Annotated in this window: 20 protein-coding genes; 13 read left to right on the forward strand and 7 right to left on the reverse strand. The window is 67.5% G+C overall.

All coding sequences use genetic code 11. The features are described from left to right. Window positions 1-2 precede the first annotated feature (2 nt). From A5740_RS09390 to A5740_RS09425, 8 genes are read left to right on the forward strand one after another with little or no spacing between them, the layout of a single operon-like run. On the forward strand, window positions 3-584 hold the full coding sequence (locus A5740_RS09390) for a TetR/AcrR family transcriptional regulator (RefSeq protein WP_076193451.1): 582 nt from the start codon (window positions 3-5) through the stop codon (window positions 582-584). A gap of 59 nt (window positions 585-643) precedes the next feature. Beyond that, window positions 644-1510 carry a trehalose monomycolate transport factor TtfA gene (ttfA, locus tag A5740_RS09395; protein ID WP_076193416.1) on the forward strand — a complete coding sequence of 289 codons (867 nt, stop codon included), beginning with the start codon at window positions 644-646 and terminating at the stop codon, window positions 1508-1510. A gap of 32 nt (window positions 1511-1542) precedes the next feature. Further along, a complete protein-coding gene (locus A5740_RS09400) occupies window positions 1543-2319 on the forward strand; it encodes an SDR family oxidoreductase (RefSeq protein WP_076193417.1) in 777 nt (258 codons plus the stop codon). Between the two features lie 18 nt (window positions 2320-2337). Beyond that, window positions 2338-3228, forward strand: coding sequence for a hypothetical protein (locus tag A5740_RS09405; RefSeq protein ID WP_076193419.1), 891 nt, complete (start codon window positions 2338-2340; stop codon window positions 3226-3228). Next, window positions 3221-3874 (forward strand): RNA methyltransferase, encoded by a 654-nt coding sequence (locus A5740_RS09410; RefSeq protein WP_076193420.1) that lies wholly within the window; start codon window positions 3221-3223, stop codon window positions 3872-3874. The genes A5740_RS09405 and A5740_RS09410 overlap by 8 nt, the downstream gene beginning before the upstream one ends. Before the next feature lie 15 nt (window positions 3875-3889). Next, the gene (locus A5740_RS09415) at window positions 3890-5020 is read left to right on the forward strand and encodes a glycoside hydrolase family 76 protein (protein ID WP_076193421.1); all 1131 of its coding nucleotides are present in this window, start codon (window positions 3890-3892) and stop codon (window positions 5018-5020) included. Beyond that, entirely contained in the window at window positions 5017-5925 is a 909-nt protein-coding gene (locus A5740_RS09420; RefSeq protein WP_076193423.1) for an LLM class F420-dependent oxidoreductase, read from the forward strand. The genes A5740_RS09415 and A5740_RS09420 overlap by 4 nt, the downstream gene beginning before the upstream one ends. A gap of 24 nt (window positions 5926-5949) precedes the next feature. Further along, window positions 5950-7074, forward strand: coding sequence for an XdhC family protein (locus tag A5740_RS09425; protein WP_076193425.1), 1125 nt, complete (start codon window positions 5950-5952; stop codon window positions 7072-7074). Here A5740_RS09425 and A5740_RS09430 read toward each other — a convergent pair. The 3 genes from A5740_RS09430 to A5740_RS09440 all read right to left on the reverse strand — a co-directional run bounded on the left by A5740_RS09430 (window position 7071) and on the right by A5740_RS09440 (window position 9235). Then, entirely contained in the window at window positions 7071-7721 is a 651-nt protein-coding gene (locus tag A5740_RS09430) for a VTT domain-containing protein (protein ID WP_076193453.1), read from the reverse strand. The genes A5740_RS09425 and A5740_RS09430 overlap by 4 nt on opposite strands. Before the next feature lie 113 nt (window positions 7722-7834). Beyond that, a complete protein-coding gene (locus tag A5740_RS09435; protein ID WP_076193426.1) occupies window positions 7835-8419 on the reverse strand; it encodes a CHAP domain-containing protein in 585 nt (194 codons plus the stop codon). A gap of 9 nt (window positions 8420-8428) precedes the next feature. Further along, window positions 8429-9235, reverse strand: coding sequence for a DUF4878 domain-containing protein (locus tag A5740_RS09440; protein WP_076193428.1), 807 nt, complete (start codon window positions 9233-9235; stop codon window positions 8429-8431). A 65-nt stretch (window positions 9236-9300) separates the two neighbouring features. Between A5740_RS09440 and A5740_RS09445 the strand changes: the two genes are divergently transcribed. Next, entirely contained in the window at window positions 9301-9717 is a 417-nt protein-coding gene (locus tag A5740_RS09445; RefSeq protein ID WP_067764568.1) for a DUF3151 domain-containing protein, read from the forward strand. 2 nt (window positions 9718-9719) lie between these two features. On the opposite strand, the gene A5740_RS09450 is transcribed toward A5740_RS09445, so the two are convergent. The 3 genes from A5740_RS09450 to A5740_RS09460 are packed head-to-tail and all read right to left on the reverse strand — an operon-like array spanning window position 9720 to window position 12067. Continuing rightward, window positions 9720-10616: a cation diffusion facilitator family transporter gene (locus A5740_RS09450; RefSeq protein ID WP_076193430.1), complete on the reverse strand. Its 897-nt coding sequence runs from the start codon at window positions 10614-10616 to the stop codon at window positions 9720-9722. Window positions 10617-10664: 48 nt separating this feature from the next. Continuing rightward, window positions 10665-11456 (reverse strand): site-2 protease family protein, encoded by a 792-nt coding sequence (locus A5740_RS09455; RefSeq protein WP_076193431.1) that lies wholly within the window; start codon window positions 11454-11456, stop codon window positions 10665-10667. 29 nt (window positions 11457-11485) lie between these two features. After that, window positions 11486-12067 carry a hypothetical protein gene (locus A5740_RS09460; RefSeq protein ID WP_076193433.1) on the reverse strand — a complete coding sequence of 194 codons (582 nt, stop codon included), beginning with the start codon at window positions 12065-12067 and terminating at the stop codon, window positions 11486-11488. A gap of 107 nt (window positions 12068-12174) precedes the next feature. Here A5740_RS09460 and A5740_RS09465 point away from each other — a divergent pair, with 107 nt between their 5' ends. Both A5740_RS09465 and A5740_RS09470 read left to right on the forward strand, forming a co-directional pair. After that, on the forward strand, window positions 12175-13470 hold the full coding sequence (locus A5740_RS09465) for an adenylosuccinate synthase (RefSeq protein ID WP_076193435.1): 1296 nt from the start codon (window positions 12175-12177) through the stop codon (window positions 13468-13470). Continuing rightward, complete coding sequence (locus A5740_RS09470) at window positions 13467-14096, forward strand: PaaI family thioesterase (protein ID WP_076193437.1); 630 nt, start codon at window positions 13467-13469, stop codon at window positions 14094-14096. The genes A5740_RS09465 and A5740_RS09470 overlap by 4 nt, the downstream gene beginning before the upstream one ends. Here A5740_RS09470 and A5740_RS09475 read toward each other — a convergent pair. Next, window positions 14093-14839: an SDR family NAD(P)-dependent oxidoreductase gene (locus tag A5740_RS09475; RefSeq protein WP_076193438.1), complete on the reverse strand. Its 747-nt coding sequence runs from the start codon at window positions 14837-14839 to the stop codon at window positions 14093-14095. The genes A5740_RS09470 and A5740_RS09475 overlap by 4 nt on opposite strands. 52 nt (window positions 14840-14891) lie before the next feature. On the opposite strand from A5740_RS09475, the gene A5740_RS09480 reads away from it, so the two are divergent. Further along, entirely contained in the window at window positions 14892-15542 is a 651-nt protein-coding gene (locus A5740_RS09480) for a hypothetical protein (RefSeq protein ID WP_076193455.1), read from the forward strand. A 44-nt stretch (window positions 15543-15586) separates the two neighbouring features. Further along, the coding region (locus tag A5740_RS27975) for an HNH endonuclease signature motif containing protein (protein ID WP_254849128.1) at window positions 15587-16965 on the forward strand (1379 nt) is incomplete at its 3' end.

Here is a 16965-nt window from a genome sequence, read left to right on the forward strand (position 1 = left end):
GCATGCTGGAGGCCGCCCGCAAGGCGTTGGCCACCGGAGATCCGACAGCGGTCTCGGCCAATCGGATCGCCAAAGAGATCGGCGCCACCTGGGGCGCGGTGAAGTACCAGTTCGGCGACATCGACGGGTTCTGGGCCGCGGTCCTGCGCCGCACGGCGGAACGTCGCGCGGGCATGCTGGCCCGCCGCGATACCGGTGCGCCGCTGCGGCAACGCGTCGCTGCGATCATCGACCTGCTCTACGACGGCCTGACCGCCAGTGATTCACGCGCGATCGAGAACCTGCGGGCCGCGTTGCCGCGGGAGCGTGCCGAACTCGAACGGCTCTATCCGAAGACCGCGGCGGAATTGTCGTCGTGGGGGCAGGGCTGGCTGCAGACCTGTCAGCAGGCCTTCGCCGATCTTGACGTGGACCCCGAGCGGGTGCGTGAGGTGGCGTCATTCATCCCGGGGGCGATGCGCGGCATCACCTCCGAGCGTCAACTCGGCACGTACACAGATCTCGACTTGGCCCGGCGTGGACTCACCAATGCGATCGTCACGTACCTCGAGGAGTCCCGGCCGCAGCCTCCTGAGCACCAGTAATCGGGTTGTGACCTCACAAGGCTGGGGCATTGCCCCGGTCAACAAGTAGGCTAGGCCCGATGGTCCCGCTCTGGTTCACGCTGTCCGCACTCTGTTTCGTGGGTGCGGGAGTGCTGCTGTACGTCGACATCGATCGTCGACGTGGGTTGGGACGGCGCCGCAAATCGTGGGCGAAGTCGCATGGCTTCGACTATGAGCATGAGTCGCACGAGATCCTCAAGCGCTGGAAGCGCGGGGTCATGTCGACCGTCGGTGACGTCACGGCCAAGAACGTCGTGCTCGGCCAGATTCGTGGCGAGGCGGTGTTCATCTTTGACATCGAAGAGGTGGCGACGGTGATCGCGCTGCACCGCAAGGTCGGCACGAATGTCGTAGTCGATCTGCGGCTCAAGGGCATCAAGGAGCCCCGCGAGAGCGACATCTGGCTGCTCGGTGCGATCGGTCCGCGGATGGTGTACTCCACCAACCTCGACGCCGCGCGTCGGGCCTGCGACCGCCGGATGGTCACGTTCGCCCACACCGCTCCCGACTGTGCCGAGATCATGTGGAACGAGCAGAACTGGACGCTCGTCAGCATGCCCGTCACCAGTACCCGCGCCCAATGGGACGAAGGCCTGCGCACCGTGCGTCAGTTCAACGACCTGTTGCGGGTGCTGCCGCCGGTTCCGCAGAACGGTGTGGCGCCGCAGTCCGGTCAGGGCAGTCAGGCTGCGCTGACCCGTCGTGCCGGCTCTCCCAGCCGCCCGCTCGCCCCGACTCCGGCCGGGCGCCGCGAGTTGCCGCCGGGCCGCGCCGACGCTGCGCCGGGTCGCGGTGACGTCAGCCGTTACACCCAACCCCGCCAGGAGCCGGGCCGTCCGGATGCGATCCGTCGGCCTCCGCCACCGGCACGCAACGGCCGGCACGCCCCGCACTACCAGCGCTGAGGCGCGGCAGACTAGTTGACTACGCTGTCGGCATGCCTCGTCCCGTCGCGCTGATCACCGGACCGACCTCGGGACTGGGCGCCGGGTTCGCCCGGCGATACGCCCGCGACGGGTACGACCTCGTGCTGGTGGCACGTGATGGTGAGCGCCTCGAACAACTTGCCGCAGAGCTGCGCGACGAGGCCGGTGCCGGCGTCGAACTGCTCCCCGCCGACCTGTCCTGCGCGGCCGACCGCGCCAAGGTCGCCGAGCGGCTCCAGGCCGGGGTGCAGGTCTTGATCAACAACGCCGGGTTCGGCACGTCGGGTGAGTTCTGGACCGCGGATCTGGCCCAGTTGCAGGCCCAGTTGGCGGTCAACGTCACCGCGGTGATGGAGCTGACCCATGCCGCCCTACCCTCAATGGTCGACGCGGGCGCCGGCACCGTGATCAACGTGGCCAGCGTCGCGGGTCTGGTGCCCGGGCGCGGATCGACATATTCGGCCTCCAAGGCCTGGGTCGTCTCGTTCAGCGAGGGGTTGGCCAATGGGCTGGGCGGCACGGGGGTCGGCGTGCACGCGCTGTGTCCGGGCTTTGTCCGCACCGAGTTCCATGCCCGCGCCGGTATCGACATGGCGGGCACGCCGTCGTTCATGTGGCTGCAGGTCGACGATGTCGTGCGGGATTGTCTGTCCGACGTCGCCGCGGGCAAGGTGGTCATCGTGCCCGGCCTGCAGTACAAGGTGCTGACCACCGGAGGCCGGCTGGCTCCCCGAAACCTGGTGCGCGCCATGACAAAAGCAGTGGGAAAAGGTCGTGGGAGAACTTAGAACAGAACTTTCGTACCGGTGCGGGCGCTGATCGCGGCGGTGACGGCGATACTCCTCGTCGTCACCGCGGGCTGTGCGTCCGATCAACCGGCACGAACCTATGAGGCGTCGACCGCCGCGCTCGGTGAGTCGTTGGACATCCTGGGTTGGCACCTGAAAGTCTCGGATCTGCGGTTCGATTCCGAACGTGTACTGATCGACGTCGAGGGCTCGGCCGCCGGCGATTCCCCGGCCAAGCCCGAGGACATCAGGTTCGGTCTGTACGGCGCGCTGGCCCATCCGATCGAGGCCGACGCCCTGCATGGTTGTGACGGGGTGGCCAATCTGGGTCTGCGGCCTCTGTCGGCGCCGTCGCCCGACAAACTCTCGGGCACAGTGTGTTTGGGGCCGTTGCGCGATCAGAGCCAGGTGCGCGGGGTCTACGCCTATTCGCCGCGCGAACGCATCGCCGGAACCACCGTCGCGTATCCGGCCGCGTTCCCGGTCGGGATGCTGCCGACCAATGTCAACGACACCGGCGTCACCGTCAAGACCACGAGTGTCGACGGGTTCAGTGCCGACGGTGCCCAACTGGCGCCGACGGCGATCGGTGATCCCACCGCGTTCAGCGGCAAGGGGTACATGCTGCTCGGCCTCGAAATCGACGGGGCCGCATCACGTTACCGCCAGGATGCGGCCGCGCGCGGCGGTCCGCTCATGGTGGTGGTCGGCCCGACGTTGCCCCCGCCGGGGCTCAGCCACATCTGCTCGGTGTACGGCTCCTCGGTGCTGATCCTGCCCGAGGCATCGCGGGACGCGGTCAACGTGCGGGTCTCGCTGTGCTCTCAGGGGGAGATCAACGCCGCACTGCTGTATGCATCGGTGTCGGTGATCGGGACACACGCTGCGCTGTGGACGACCGGTGGTTGAGACTGTCGGCCCCACCGAGTGGGGTGAGTCGCCGGGCGTGGGCCCGTGGGAGGGGCCGCTGCCTGCCGGGGACGACGCCGCGCGTTATGACCCGGATCTGCTGCGCGACGGGGATACCCGCAATGTCGTTGACGCCTACCGGTATTGGACCCGTGAGGCGATCACCGCCGACATCGACCGGCGCCGGCACCGGTTGCACATCGCGATCGAGAACTTCGGCAGCGATGCGAACATCGGCACCGTGGTCCGCACCGCCAACGCCTTCGCGGTCGACACCGTGCACATCGTCGGACGGCGGCGGTGGAACCGGCGCGGCGCCATGGTCACCGATCGCTATCAGCGGTTGCGCCATCACGACACCACCGCGGAGTTGCTGTCGTTCGCCGCCGAGGCCGGGTTGACCGTCGTCGCGGTGGACAACGTGCCCGGATCGGTGCGGCTCGAGCAGACCGAGCTGCCCCGCGACTGTCTGCTGATCTTCGGACAGGAGGGTCCGGGCATCACTCCGGAGGCGCAGGCCGGGGCCGCCGTCACGGTTTCCATCGCCCAGTTCGGGTCGACCCGAAGCATCAACGCCGGAGTCGCCGCGGGAATAGTCATGCACGCGTGGATCGCTCGACATGCCGACATTTCGGCGGCCTGGTAGGGCAGGATCGTTGTCATGGATCAGCTATGGGCCAACCGCGCGGCCAGCGCCGAAGCTGCGATCACCCAACGGCATCTGACCAAACTCTGGCACCTTCCGGGCACGCAGCTCGGCGTGACGGCGTGGCCGTCGACCAAGAAGTACCGTCAGTTCGGAACCTGGCATTACTGGTGGCAGGCGCACCTTCTCGACTGTCTGGTCGACGCGCAGGTACGCGATCCGCAGCCGGAGCGCAAAACCCGCATCGAACGGCAGATTCGTGCGCACTGGCTGCGAAACACGGGGTGGGTCAACAGCTACTACGACGACATGGCGTGGTTGGCACTGGCGCTCGAGCGGGCCGGACGCCTGGCCGGAGTGGAAAAACCCCGTCCACTCGACAAGTTGTGCGATCAGTTCGTCAACGCCTGGGTGCCCGAGGACGGCGGCGGCATCCCGTGGCGTAAGCAAGACCAGTTCTTCAACGCCCCGGCCAACGGGCCGGCCGGGATCTTCTTGGCCCGCTATGACGACCGGCTGCGGCGGGCCCAGCAGATGGCCGACTGGATTGACGACACCCTGATCGACCCCGAAACCCATCTGGTGTTCGACGGCATCAAGGCCGGTTCGATGGTGCGCGCCCAGTACACCTATTGCCAGGGTGTGGTGCTCGGTCTCGAGGTCGAACTCGCGGTGCGCACCCAGGATTCCCGCCACGGGGAGCGGGTGCGCCGCCTGGTGGCCGCGGTGGACAAGGAGATGGCGCCCGACGGCGTCATCAAGGGCGCCGGCGGTGGCGACGGTGGGCTGTTCAACGGCATCACGGCGCGTTACCTGGCGTTGGTGGCGACCACGCTGCCCGGTGACACCGAGGCAGACGAGGCGGCGCGTCACACGGCCCGCACGATCGTGCTGAAATCCGCGGAGGCGGCGTGGAACAACCGGCAGACCGTGGACGGGCTGCCGCTGTTCGGGCCGTTCTGGGACCGGACCGCCGAGGTGCCCGAGGCCCTTGATGGAAAAGCCGGAAAAGCCGGTGACAGCGCGGAGGCCCAGTTCGTCGACGGCGCGGTCAATGCCTCGGCGATCCCCGAACGTGATCTCTCGGTCCAGCTGTCGGGCTGGATGTTGATGGAGGCCGCACACACGATGAGGAGTAGGCGTTGACGAACGCACAACGGGCCACGATCGATTTCGGAAGCCGGATCGGGGTGTGGTGGGCCAGTGAGACCTGGTCGATGCCGGACGCGCAGGAGGTGGCCCGAGAGATCGAATCGCTCGGTTACGGTTCGTTGTTCCTGCCGGAGGTGACCGGTAAGGAATGCCTGACGCAGTCGGCGGCCTTCCTGGCCGCGACGCAGCGCCTGGTGGTGGGCACCGGTATCGCCAACATCCACGTGCGGGTGCCGAGTGCGGCCGAGACGGGAGCCCGTACTCTCACCGCGCTGTATCCCGGCCGGTTCGTGTTGGGTCTCGGGGTCAGCCACGGACCGCTGGTCGAGCACGGTCTGCAGGGTGTGTATCAGAAGCCACTGGCCACCATGCGGGACTATCTCGACCGGATGGCCGCGGTGCCCGAACAGATCGAACCGGGCGTCGGCCGTCCGCCCCGGCTGCTGGCCGCGTTGGGCCCGAAGATGATCGAGTTGTCGGGCACGCATGCCGACGGCGCACATCCGTATCTCGTCACTCCGGAACAAACTCGGGTCACCCGCGAGATTCTCGGACCGGACAAGTGGATCGTCTCGGAGCAGGCGGTGGCCATCGGCGCCACCGACGAGGATCAGTTGCGTCGCGCCCACGCGCACCTCGACGTGTACAGCGGTCTGCCGAATTACCGGAATTCGTGGCTGCGACAGGGCTTTGACGAGTCCGACCTCGTGCGTGGCGGTTCCGACCGGCTGGCCCGCGGCGTGGTGGGAATGGGATCGGTCGACAGCGCGGCGAAAGCCGTGACGGCGCACCTGGACGCCGGTGCCGACCACGTCGTGGTGCAGGTGCTCGGCGACAACCCGACGGCGGATCCGCGGCCGGCGTTGCGCGAACTCGCCGGTGCTCTCGAGCTGGGGTAGTGCTCAAGCCTTAGATTGAACGGCGTGAGAGACGTGCTGAGCACCTTGTCAGCGGTCTGGCGGGCCGGCGGCACCGCCGGCGTCGGGACCGTGGTGCGCACCTTTCGGTCCGCGCCGCGTCCCGCGGGGGCGGCGATGCTCGTCGCGCCCGACGGCACGGTCACCGGATCGGTCTCTGGTGGTTGCGTCGAGGGTGCGGTCTATGACCTGGCCATGGACGTGATGGCCACCGGGGTCCCGGTGCTGCAGCGCTACGGTGTGAGCGACGACGACGCGTTCGAGGTCGGGCTCACCTGCGGCGGCATCCTCGATGTGTTCGTGGAGCCGGTGTCGCAGGAGACGTTTCGGCAACTGGGTGCGGTGGCCGACGACATCGAGGCTCACCGCCCGGTCGCGGTGGCCACCGTCATCGCCCACCCGGACACTTCCTGGGTCGGCAAACGGTTGGTGGTGCGCAGCGACGATCACGAGGGCTCGCTCGGCTCGGCGCGGGCCGACGCCGCCGTGTCCGACGATGCCCGCGGGCTGCTGGCCGCCGGCCGCAGCGAGGTGTTGACCTACGGCCCGGACGGGCAACGTCGCGGCGGGGGCATGGAGGTGTTCGTGGCCAGCCACGCCCCGCGACCGCGCATGTTGGTGTTCGGGGCGATCGACTTCGCGGCGGCCGTCGCCCAACAGGGCACGTTCCTGGGCTACCGGGTTACGGTGTGCGACGCACGTCCGGTGTTCGCCACGCCGGCCCGGTTTCCGACGGCCGACGAGGTGGTCGTCGACTGGCCGCACCGCTACCTGGCAGCCCAGGCCGAGGCGGGCGCGATCGACGCCCGCACGGTGATCTGTGTGCTGACGCACGACCCCAAGTTCGACGTCCCGCTGCTGGAGGTGGCGTTGCGGCTACCCGAGAACGCGCGAGCCGCCTACATCGGGGCGATGGGGTCAAGGCGCACCCACGAGGATCGGGTGGCGCGGCTGCGTGAGGCGGGGATGACCTCCGAGGAGCTGTCCAAGCTGAGCAGCCCGATCGGGTTGGACCTCGGCGGCCGCACGCCCGAGGAGACAGCGGTCTCGATCGCGGCCGAGATCATCGCCCAGCGGTGGGGCGGAGGAGGACGACCGCTGGCCCAGACCGACGGCCGTATCCACCACTAGACCTGTGGTGCGGCGGCCTTCTTGGCGGCGCGGCGGCGCTTCAACCACTCGATGAACATCGGTGCGACCGAGGCGACCACGATCAGGATGAAGATCGGCTCGAGCAGCTTCTGGATGATCTCGAACTGGCCCAGCGAGTAACCGAGTAGTACCAGGCCGACGCCCCAGATGATCGCTCCGAGAACGTTGAACGTGGTGAACACCGAATAGCGCATCTTGGCGGCGCCGGCGACGATCGGCGCCAGGGTCCGCACGATCGGCACGAAGCGGGCGATGACGATGGCGAACGGGCCGCGCTGTTCGAAGAACGCGTGAGCTTCGTCGAGATACTTCTGCTTGAGCACCCGCGCCTCGGGTTTGAACATCGAGGTGCCGATGGTCCGTCCGATGATGTAGCCCACCTGGCCGCCGAGGATCGCAGCGATCGGGATGAACACCAGCAGTTGCCAGAGCTGGAAGTTGGCGTCCACCGCCGTGCCCTGCGCGGCAGTGCCCGCGGCCAGCATGCCCGCGACGAACAGCAGGGAGTCGCCGGGGAGTACCGGGAACAACACTCCGGATTCGACGAAGACCACGACGAGGATGCCCACGAGGGCCCACGTGCCGAAAGATCCGATGAGGTGCAGCGGATCCATGAAATCCGGCATGAGTGCCAGATTGGTCGTCGCGGCAGGGAGGGCGGTGTCGATCACGGCTCCCAAGGGTACCTGGGGTGCCGTCACCGGCGGTCAGGGCGCAGATTGCCCTGGTCCGATTTGCCCTAGCCCGATTTGCCGTAGCCGAGGATGCCGGCGATCTCCTCGTCGTCGAGCGTGTGCACCCGGATGCCGCCCTCCTCGTTGCCGCCGACCGTGGTGATCGCCTCGCCGTCCACCGCCACAACGAAATTCGTGTGCAACCCGAGCGGACTGCCTTCGGTGTACATCGCCACGTCGCCGGTCTGCGGGCGGTAACCGTCGGCGGGAACGAATTGCCCGGTCGCCTGGTAGTACTCCTGCAGCGTGTACACGCCCGGGATGCGCCAATGTCCCGAGTTCGGGTTGGACAGCGGTTGGCCCGCCTCCTTGAGCACCCAGCTGACGAAGTCGGCGCACCACGGCTCCTCGATGCCCTCGGAGTAGTGGCTGCCGCCGGGTTGCGCGTCGTACTGCGCCTGCAGGACGTCGATGATCCGAACCTGGTCCGGGGCCAGCGCGGTGCGGTCGATCTGGGGAAAGGCGGGTTTGCCGGGCAGGATGTCGAGCGCGGAGTCGGGAAGCCGGACCAGCAGGGCCGCCACTCCGACAACGACGACGGCGCCGAGTGCGCAGAGCGCCGGCCAGAGTTTCGAGCCCCCCGGTTTCACCCGATCAGGCTAGCCGGTCGGGGCCTGGCAGATCTTCCACTGATTGTCGCGGAACTGCAGGTCGAAGCTGCGGGTGGAGCGGGTTTGCGGCGCAAAGGCCATGAAGCTGGTGACGTTGGCCTCGGCGTGATCGCCGTTGACCACGACCTGGTCGATGCTCGCGACCACCGGATACTGCTTCGCCGACTCCACGCGGGCATGGGTTTCATCCCAGGCCTTCTGGTCGTACTTCACATAGTTGTCGCGGGTGGTGCCGCAGGTGATCGACCTCAGGGCGGCCAGGTCGCCGCGCTGGATGGCCGAATCGAAGTCCTGGATCGTGGCACGGACGTCGTCTTCGGAGGATGTCGACGCCGACGAATTACGGGTCAGCAGGACGGTGCCGAGCACCGCGATCGCCACCAGTGCGGCGATCACCAACACGACCGCGACCACCCATCCCCAGCTGCGCCGAGCAGTGGTTGCCGACGGCTCGGCCGATTCGTCTCGGGGCGGGATGACTTGCGGTGCCGCACCTTTGGGTACTTCCGCGGCGACGGTGTCGCCATCGGCCGGCGGTGCGAACACCTCGGTCTCGGGATCGGGCGGGGTATCGATCTTCTGTGTGGATCCGTCGAAACCAGACGGCGCCGTGAACCGTCGATCCTCACTGCGCGCGACCGCCTCGGTGACCTCGTCCGGCGAGCCGATGATTTCGGTGGCCGGATCGGTCACCTCGGACGGCCGGGGTATCTGGACCTTCTCCGTCGGTGCGTCACTGTGATGGTCTTGCCGGCCCGGCGTGCGGTCCTCGTCCGGTCCCGATGGGTTCGACATCCCTGCTGCGGTCCTCCCGTACGTCGGTACGGGTGGAGCTTATCCGTCGGTGCACAATAGGGCCCATGACACGGATGGGTGATTTGTTGGGGCCGGATCCGGTTCTTCTTCCCGGGGACCCGGAAGCCGAGGACGAATTGGCCGCTGGAGAGAAGGCCGCTGTGGTGGCCGCCGCGCACCCGTCGGCATCGATCGCGTGGGCGGTACTCGCGGAGTCGGCGCTGGCCGAGGACAAGGCCGTCACCGCCTACGCGTATGCCCGCACCGGTTATCACCGCGGGCTGGATCAGTTGCGCCGCAACGGCTGGAAGGGCTTCGGTCCCGTTCCGTTCGCCCATGAGCCGAACCAGGGGTTCCTGCGGTGCGTGGCAGCGCTGGCCCAGGCCGCCGACGACATCGGTGAGACCGACGAGTTCCAGCGGTGCCTGGATCTGCTCGACGATTGCGACCCGTCGGCTCGCGGAGAACTCGGGCTTTCCTGAATTCAGTCCTTGGCGTCGCAGGAGCAGTCTCCTGCGGCATCGGGCGGTTCGACCTGCACGGTGGCGTGGGCCAGTCCGCGGGCGGTGAGGACCGCACGCGCGTCGTCGAGCACCCGCGCGGTGTCCGCGCTGCTGGTCAGGTGTGCGGTCACCATGTCCTTGCCGGGGACCAGCGTCCACACATGCAGGTCGTGTACGCCGGTGACCCCGTCGACCGCGCCGAGCGCGTCGCGTAACTCCTCGACGTCGATGTGGCTCGGGGAGGATTCGGACAGGATGCGCAGCGCGGCCCGGGCCAGCGCGATGGCCCGGGGCAGGACCCACAGGGCGACGAGGACCGCGACCACCACATCGGCGTAGGGCCAGCCGGTGGTGACGGTGACGATGCCGGCGATCAGGACGCCGATGCTGCCGACGGTGTCGGCCACGACCTCCATGTAGGCGCCCTTGACGGCCAGGCTGTCCTTGGAGTGTGACCGCAGCAGCAGGACGACGACGGCGTTGGCCGCCAGGCCGGCCAGGGCCACCACGATCATGGGCACACCGGGCACGTCAGGCGCGTGGCCGAGGCGTTCGACGGCCTCGTAGAGGATGAATCCCGCGACCCCGAGCAGCAGGGCCGCGTTGGCCACCGCGGTGAAGACCTCGGCCCGGTGCCAGCCGTAGGTCCGGGCCGGGGAAGTGCTGCCGCGCTTGGCCAGCAATACCGCCGTCAAACCCATGAACATGGCGACGAGGTCGGTCAGCATGTGACCGGCGTCGGCCAGCAGGGCGATCGAGTTGATCAGTAGGGCGGTGACGAGTTCGAGCACGAAGAACGCGCTGAGGATCGCCGCAGCGATGACCATCCGGCTGACGCGGGCATCGCTGTGGTGACTGTGATCGTGGCCGGCACCCATGCCCGAAATATATGCGGAAGTTCGCATATGTGGCAAGGGGTTGGGGGATCAGAGCCAGGCAGACCAGAACCGGGTCAGCTGGCTACCGATCGCCACCAGCTGGCTCGGCACCCCGGACAGATCGACGAACCAGAACACCACCGAGAAGAACCATCGGTTGAGCGCCGGGGCGAACAGCAGGATCAACACGACGAACAAGCCCCACTGTTTGGCCGGCTCCAAGGCTCGTTGGGTGTCCGGGCTCAGATGCGGTTCCAAAGCGCCGTAGCCGTCCAGCCCGGGAACCGGGAGCAGGTTCAGCACCAGCGCAGTGACCTGCAGGAATCCCAGGAAGGCCAGGCCCGACCAGAACACGGGGTGGTCGGGGTCGTAGAACACCGCGGTGATGCCGAGCAGCAGCACCGCCAACACCAGGTTCGCGGCCGGGCCGGCCAGGCTGACCAGGGTCTTCTGCCGCGCCGTCATCCAAGAGGTGCGGACGTAGACCGCCCCGCCGGGCAGGCCGATCCCGCCCAGCGCGATGACGAGCAGCGGAAAGCCCAACGACAGCAGGGGATGGGAGTACTTGAACGGGTTGAGGGTCAGATAGCCCCGGCCAGCCACTTCGCTTTTCATGGTGGCGTCCCCGAACCGCCAGGCGGTGAATGCATGGCCGAATTCGTGCAGGCACAGCGACACCAGCCAACCCGCGATCACCAGGACGAACACGCCCACATACGACATCGCGGTCCGCTCCACGCCGGCCAGCCAGGCCAGTACCCCGCCGGCTGCGGTGAGCGCGACGACGGCCAGGAAAACCGGGCTCGGCCGGACCGACTGATGCAGCGGGCGGATGTTCACGATTCGACGCTACCGGGTGCTGCCCCTGCTCAGCTGACGCGGAGCCAGCCCTCGGTGTGCCGGTAGAACGTCGAGCGTCGTGCGGTCCGCGGGGCGGGCACCCCGTCCCGGATCACCTGCGCACCCGGGGTGCCCAGCTGTGCGGCGCGCCCGACGACCCAGCCGCGCGGGCGGCCCCGATCCGACAGCACGCTGGCGCGCAATCCGGGCATGTCTGACGTGGGTTCGATGCGGACACCGGGGGCCTCGCCATCGAACAACACGCAGTCGTCGACGATCGCTTCGCCCTGCAGCGGTGCGCCGTCGACTCCGTGCCACTGGGCCGCCGTGACCAGCACGGTTCCGGTTTCGTCACGGATCAGCGGGACACGCCGGGCCGGGGCGCGCAGGGCACGTCGGGCCGACCAGCTGCCGGACACCGGCGCCACCTCGACATCCAGTCGATCGGCGCGCAGCAGCGTCGTCAACACGGCCGCCAGCTCGGCGTCGCCGCCGGTCACGACCACTCTGCGGTGTGTCGTCAGGTCATCGACCGTGATCCTCGGCAAGGATCGGAGGGAATGCGGAACCGACGCCGTGCCCACCACCGCGATCCCATGTGAGGGGGTCAAAACTGCACCTCGCCCGTGAGAGAAAATGTGTTCCCAGCGTGTGCTGGGATAAGGTGACCTACCGGCTGCACCACACTAGTGCGGAAGATTAGGCGGGAGATTACGCCATGCCGGCAATCGTCCTCATCGGCGCCCAATGGGGTGACGAGGGCAAAGGTAAAGCCACCGACCTGCTCGGTGGCCGCGTGCAATGGGTCGTTCGCTACCAGGGGGGCAACAACGCGGGGCATACCGTGGTGCTGCCGACGGGGGAGAACTTCGCGCTGCACCTGATCCCTTCGGGCATCCTCACCCCGGGGGTCACCAACGTCATCGGTAATGGCGTGGTGGTCGACCCGGGTGTGCTGCTCACCGAGCTGCAGGGACTGGAGGATCGCGGCGTCGACACCTCGAGGCTGCTCATCTCGGCCGATGCGCACCTGCTGATGCCGTATCACGTCGCCATCGACAAGGTGGTGGAGCGATATGCGGGCAGCAAGAAGATCGGCACCACCGGTCGCGGCATCGGTCCCTGCTATCAGGACAAGATCGCCCGCATCGGTATTCGGGTCGCCGACGTGCTCGACGAGCAGTTGCTGGCCGAAAAGATCGAGGCGGCACTGGAATTCAAAAACCAGGTACTGGTCAAAATCTACAATCGCAAGGCGCTGGAGACAGCCGAGGTCCTGGAGAACCTGCTCACCCAGGCCGAGGGTTTCAAGCACCGCATCGCCGATTCCCGGCTGCTGCTGAACCAGGCGCTGGAAAACGGGGAGACGGTGCTGTTGGAAGGGTCGCAGGGGACCCTGCTCGACGTCGACCACGGCACGTATCCGTTTGTCACATCGTCGAATCCGACGGCCGGCGGCGCTGCGGTCGGTTCCGGTATCGGACCGACGCGGATCACCACGGTGCTGGGAATCCTCAAGGCGTACACCACGCGGGTCGGCTCCGGTCCGTTCCCGACCGAGTTGTTCGACGAGCATGGGGCCTACCTGGCCAAGACCGGCGGCGAGGTCGGCGTGACGACCGGACGCGCGCGGCGCTGCGGCTGGTTCGACGCGGTGATCGCTCGGTACGCCACCCGGGTCAACGGCATCACCGACTACTTCCTGACCAAGCTCGACGTGCTGTCCAGCCTGGAGACGGTCCCGGTGTGCGTCGGCTACACGGTTGACGGCAAGCGCACCAACGAGATGCCGATGACCCAGGCCGACATCGCGAAGGCCGAGCCGATCTACGAAGAGTTGCCCGGCTGGTGGGAGGACATTTCCACCGCTCGTGAGTTCTCTGATCTTCCCGCCAAAGCGCAGGACTACGTACTGCGGCTGGAAGAGCTTGCCGGCGCTCACGTTTCGTGCATCGGCGTGGGACCCGGGCGTGAGCAGACCATTGTGCGGCGCGACATCCTGGCCGCTCCGTGAGTGAAGAGCGGCCCGAGTCGGTTTTCGAACAGCACGGTGGTTTCCCGGTTTTCGAGCCGGCCGATCCCGGGCCGGGATTCGAGCGATTCCTGACGGCGATGCGCCGCGCGCAGGACCTGGCCGTATCGGCCAACCCTGACGGCGACACCTGGGATGACGCGGCCGATCAGGTCGAGGAGCTCGTCAAGATGCTCGAGCCGTATCAAGCGGCCGAGGGCGTCGGCCCGGCCAACCGGGTTCCCTCACTACCGGGTGCGGGCAGCCTGCTGATGCCGCCGTGGACCATGTCGAAATTCGAACCCGAAGGCGTCGAATTGCACGTGCAGTTCAGCCGTTTCCACGTCGGCGGCAACTATGCCGTGCACGGCGGGGTGCTGCCGTTGTTGTTCGACTCGGTGTTCGGCATGGTGATCCACGCGGCCGGCCGCCCGATCAGCCGCACCGCGTTCCTGCATGTCGACTACCGCAAGGTGACGCCGATCGACACGGTCCTCACTGCGCGGGGATGGGTGCGAGAAGCCGAGGGGCGCAAGGCTTTCGTGAATGCCGAACTGCGTGACCCAGAGGAGAACCTGCTCGCCGAGGCCAACGGACTGATGATCAGATTGTTGCCCGGACAGCCTTAGACGGCACTCCGGCCGCCGTCGGTCGGTAGCACCGCGCCGTGGATGAAGCTGGCGTCGTCACTGACCAAAAACGCGATGGCGCGGGCGATTTCGTCTGGTTCTGCCGGGCGTCGTGCCGGAGCTTTCGCCGCGAGCGCGGCCAGCCCGTCGGCACCGTATTGGGCGGTGGTGCCTTCGGTGACGGTCGGGCCTGGCGCAACAGCGTTGACCCGGACGCCTTTTGGGCCGTATTCGGCAGCCCAGGACTTGGTCAGCAGGTTCAGCGCGGCCTTGGACGACGCGTACACCGCCGAACCCGGGGCGCCGAACATGGAGACCATGGTGCTGACGTTGACGATCACGCCTTCGCCGCGTGCGGCCATGGCCGGTGCGATCGCCCCGACGAGGAAAAACGGGATCTTCACGTTGAGGTCGTAGCAGGCATCGAAATCCGGCTCGGCGATCTTCGCCGTCGGCCCGAAGACTGCGATGGCGGCATTGTTGACCAGGATGTCGATCTGCCCGGCGACGGTCAGCGCATTCTGCACCAATGCGTCGGCACTGGCGGCGTCGGTCAGCGTGGCGCCCAGGAAGTCCGCAGTGCCACCGGCCTCGCGGATCTCGGTCACCACGTGGGCGCCGCGGTCCGCGTCGCGACCGCTCACCAACACATGTGCGCCGCGCGCGGCGAGAAGTGTTGCGGTGGCGCGGCCGATGCCACTTGTCGCTCCGGTGACCAACGCTGTTTTCCCGCCCAGTGACATCGGGTCATCGTAAATGTCACGATGAGCCGTGGTTCAACGACCTTTGCACCGTTTGTCGACGCCGCATGCGGCCGCATTTGCCGGTGTCGTGTTCGCCGTGTTGTTCGGGGTGGCCCTGGTGCTGATCCGTACCGCGCTGCCCGAAGGCGCGGAGCCTGGTTCGCAATGGATCGACGGTGCGACCACCCGGCTGCGCGTCGCCTCGGTGTTGATGCCGTTCGCCGGCATTGCGTTCCTGTGGTTCATCGGCGTGGTGCGCGACGGCTTCGGACGTTACGAGGACCGGTTTTTCGCCACCGTGTTCCTGGGCAGCGGCATCCTGTTCTTGGCCACGATGTTCGTATCCTCGGCAATCGGCGCGGGATTGATCGCCGCCCGGGCGGGCATGACGGATGGCACTGTCTACAGTCACGTCGCCACGTTCGGCCAGATGGTGTTGATGGCGTTGAGCAAGACATACGGCGTGCGCATGGCGGCGGTGTTCATGATCTCGCTGGCCACGATCTGGCTCAAGACCGGTTTGATGCCCCGGCCGCTGGTCTATGCCACCTACCTGTTTGCGGTGGCACTTTTGATCGGCGGCGATGTCAGCATGTGGATCGTGCTGGCGTTCCCGGTCTGGGTGCTGGCAGTCAGCCTGCTGATCCTCATCCGCGCCGGGGTGATCGATCTGCCGGGCGGAGAGCGCGAGCATTCGGCCTGACCAAAAGGCTGCGCGTGTCACCTCGCGGTGGCATAATCGAACATGTGTTCGACAGTGATTCTGATGCCGCTCTCATCGACGCGATGAGTGCTGCCGCGCGAGCGGAATCGAGCGCGATCGCCCACCGCCTGGCAGCCATCGGTGAACTGGACACCCGCCGGGAACGGGAACTGGCTGAAACGGTGTACTGGCGCACCGACCCGTTCGAAGCGGTTGCCGCCGAAATCTCAGCGGCGTTGAACATCAGCCGCCACCGCGCCGGCGAACAGATCCGCCAAGCCCGCGTCCTGCGCGACCGCCTCCCCCACATCGCCGCCCTGTTCGCTGCCGGGGACATCGACATGCGGATGGTGTTGGCAATCATCAACCGCACCGACACCGTGGACCCGTCGGCCTGGGCTGCCGTCGACCAAGCCCTGGCCGCCCGCGCCGCGTCCTGGATGCGGTTGTCCAAACCCAAACTGCGTGACCGCATCGATCAATGGGTGGCACGACTGGACCCCCACGGTGAACGAGTCCCCCCACAGGTCGATGAGGGCCGGCACTTCACCGTCGAAGCCGGCACCATCCCCGGCATGGCGATGGTGTGGGGACATCTGCGCGTCGGGGACGCCGCCGCCCTCGACCAACGCCTCGACGCCCTGGCAGCCACCGTATGCCCCGACGATCCGCGCACCCTGGATCAGCGGCGCGCGGACGCCGCCGGGGCGTTGGCCCGGCTACAAGATCACCTGCCGTGTCTGTGCCGATCCCAGGACTGCCCAGCAACCGGCACCCGGGCTGCTGCCGACGCGGCGGTGTTGCACGTGCTGGCTGATCAGGCCACCCTCGACGCCGACAGTTCCACCCCCGGCTACCTGCCCGGCTACGGCATCCTGCCCGCCCACAGTGTGCGTGACCTCGCCGCGAATGCGACCAGAAAACCCGTGCGCCTACCCGAAGACACCCAAACCCGCGAGGACGACACCAGCGCCGGTGAGGCCAGCGGCACCGCGGACACTTCCCAGACCAGTGAGCCCGCCGACACCTCCGATGCCAGCGAGGTCAACGGTGCCGCGGATACCAGCGAGCCCACCACCAAGTCCCCGGCCGGTGCGGCGGGGTATCGCCCCTCGGCCGCGCTGCGGGAATTCATCACCTGGCGGGATCTGACCTGCCGATTCCCCGGCTGTGACCGGCCCGCCCAGTACTGCGATGTCGACCACACCGTGCCCTATCCGACCGGCCCTACCCACCCGTCGAACACCAAACTATATTGCCGCACACATCATTTGGTGAAAACCTTCTGCCCCGGCTGGAACGACCACCAAACCCCCGACGGCGCCATCGTGTTCAACACACCCACCGGGCACACCTACAGCACCGAGGCCCACGGCGCCACCCTGTTTGGCGCCCTGGCCACCCCCACCGAAGACCTCAATCT

The sequence above is a fragment of the Mycobacterium sp. GA-1841 genome (assembly GCF_001954135.1).
Lineage (GTDB): Bacteria > Actinomycetota > Actinomycetes > Mycobacteriales > Mycobacteriaceae > Mycobacterium.